Origin of the sequence: Prevotella sp. CAG:592 (assembly GCF_000436015.1) — a bacterium.
GTDB lineage: Bacteria > Bacteroidota > Bacteroidia > Bacteroidales > Bacteroidaceae > Prevotella > Prevotella pectinovora.
In genome coordinates this window covers 1-2451 of sequence record NZ_FR892508.1, presented here as the reverse complement: position 1 = coordinate 2451, position 2451 = coordinate 1, and the positions used below count along the sequence as shown (strand labels likewise).

Annotated in this window: 1 protein-coding gene and 1 pseudogene; both read left to right on the top strand. The window is 49.1% G+C overall.

Annotated elements, in window-relative coordinates:
• Window positions 1-639 precede the first annotated feature (639 nt).
• Complete coding sequence (gene purB / locus QVO99_RS01655) at window positions 640-1986, top strand: adenylosuccinate lyase (RefSeq protein WP_022315848.1); 1347 nt, start codon at window positions 640-642, stop codon at window positions 1984-1986.
• Window positions 1987-2049: 63 nt separating this feature from the next.
• Window positions 2050-2451 (top strand): annotated as a pseudogene (locus QVO99_RS01650) (pseudouridine synthase); the annotation flags it as partial.

Here is a 2451-nt window from a genome sequence, read left to right as displayed (position 1 = left end):
ATAAACGGCCTAATGACCGATTTGGGTTCAAAGACTACTCTTCGTGTCATGGTGATTCTTAGGGGGCAGCTGCAAGCAAACCATTCCCTCCCCAACGGGGGAGGACAGGTGGGGGCTGATTTCTGCAATCTTTTCATATCCTATAATTATGATTTATGAATTGATGCATCAGCCCCCTCTCGTTCTCCCCCGTAGGGGAGATGCAGGTTACTTTTAATTGTGGTAAGCTATTGAATATCAGACAATATGGAGTATCTGTCCCTCCCCTACGGGGGAGGCTAGGTGGGGGCTGATGCCAATAATATAGGAGATGCAGGTTACCTTTCCGTGTAATATGCTGTTGTACTATCGTATTTTGAATCATTGTCGCATGAGATGCTGGTTACTCTTCCGTTCAAAAACTGCCATTGGGGTCAATCAGCTTACCAGCGGTCAATAATGAATGTTGAATGTTGAATATTGAATAATGAATGTTGAATATTGAATTGAAAACCATAACATTATTCTTGTTCTAATGCCATTTTTTTCAAATAAACCCAAGAAAGCAACAATTTTTATGATACATTTATCTCATATAGATAGGAAATACAAATATTAATTAGTAAATTTGCAGCCAAATACGTATTACTTTTTTAAATTATGACACTTGACGCATTGACAGCCGTATCACCAATCGACGGCCGCTATAGAGGAAAAACAGAGAAATTGGCAGATTATTTCTCAGAGTATGCTTTGATAAAATACCGCATCCGTGTGGAAATCGAATATTTCATAACGCTTTGCGAATTGCCTTTGCCACAGCTGGCAGACTTCGATCACAAACATTTCGACAGCCTCCGCGACATATACCGCAAGTTTGACGAGGAGGGCGCATCGCGCGTCAAGGATATCGAGAAGATAACCAACCACGACGTGAAGGCCGTGGAATATTATATCAAGGAACAGCTCGACAAACTCGGAGATTTCGAGAAATACAAGGAGTTCATTCACTTCGGACTCACATCGCAGGATATTAACAACACATCCGTGCCTCTCTCCATCAAGGATGCCCTCAACGAGGTCTACATCCCGCAGATTGAGGAACTGACAGAGCAGCTGAAGACCTATGCTGAGGAGTGGAAAGACGTGCCTATGCTCGCCAAGACCCACGGTCAGCCGGCTTCTCCAACCCGTCTGGGCAAGGAAATCATGGTCTTCGCATATCGTCTCGACAAACAGGTGGAGATGCTCAAGGCTTGTCCTATGACAGCCAAGTTCGGAGGTGCTACCGGAAACTTCAACGCCCACCACGTGGCTTATCCGGAATACGACTGGCGCGAGTTCGGCAACAAGTTCGTAAGCGAAAAGCTCGGTCTGGAGCGTGAGCAGTATACCACACAGATCAGCAACTACGATTGCCTCGGTGCCGTGTTCGACGCTTTGCGCCGTATCAACACTATAATCATCGACCTCGACCGCGACTTCTGGATGTATATCTCAATGGAATACTTCAAGCAGAAGATAAAGGCAGGCGAAGTAGGCTCAAGCGCTATGCCACACAAGGTGAACCCTATCGACTTCGAGAACAGCGAGGGCAACATGGGAATGGCAAACGCAATACTCCAGTTCCTGGCTCAGAAGCTCCCTGTAAGCCGTCTGCAGCGCGACCTCACCGACTCTACGGTGCTCCGCAACGTAGGCGTACCGATGGGCCACGGCATGATTGCAATGCAGAGCACCCTCAAGGGACTCCGCAAGCTCATCCTCAACGAACATAAGATAAGCGAAGACCTCGACAACACATGGGCCGTGGTGGCTGAGGCAATACAGACAGTATTGCGTCGCGAGGCTTACCCACATCCTTATGAGGCACTCAAGGCCCTCACCCGTACCAACAAGACAATGACGGAGGAGACAATCCATGAGTTCATCAAGACTCTTAATGTCAGTGATGCCGTGAAGGCTGAGCTGATGGCAATCACGCCACACTCATACACTGGCATCTGATTATAAACAATATCTTTTTATTTACAGCCGTGAGGCTATTTCAACAAACAACTATTAATTATTATGGCAGAAGAATTCGACAACAAGACGGAGAACACATCCGCACAGAGTAACGGGGGTGGCCGCGAGGGCTATCGCTCGAATGATTATCAAGGTGGAGGCTATCGCAGCAACGGCGGACGTACCATGCGTCCTCGTATCGGCGGAGCCCAGCGCGCCTACAGCACAAATCGTAGCTATGACAACAACAATGACGGCGGCTTCCGTCCGGAAGGTTTCGGTGCAGGTTTGCAGCACGACAACAACGGCGGCGGCTACCAGCAGCGTGGCGGTCAGGGCGGCTATCGTCCTCGCTACAACCAGGGCGGCGACAACGGCGGCTATCAGCAGCGTGGCGGTCTGGGCGGCTATCGTCCTCGCTACAACCTGGACGGCGACAACGGCGGCTACCAGCAGCGTGGCGGT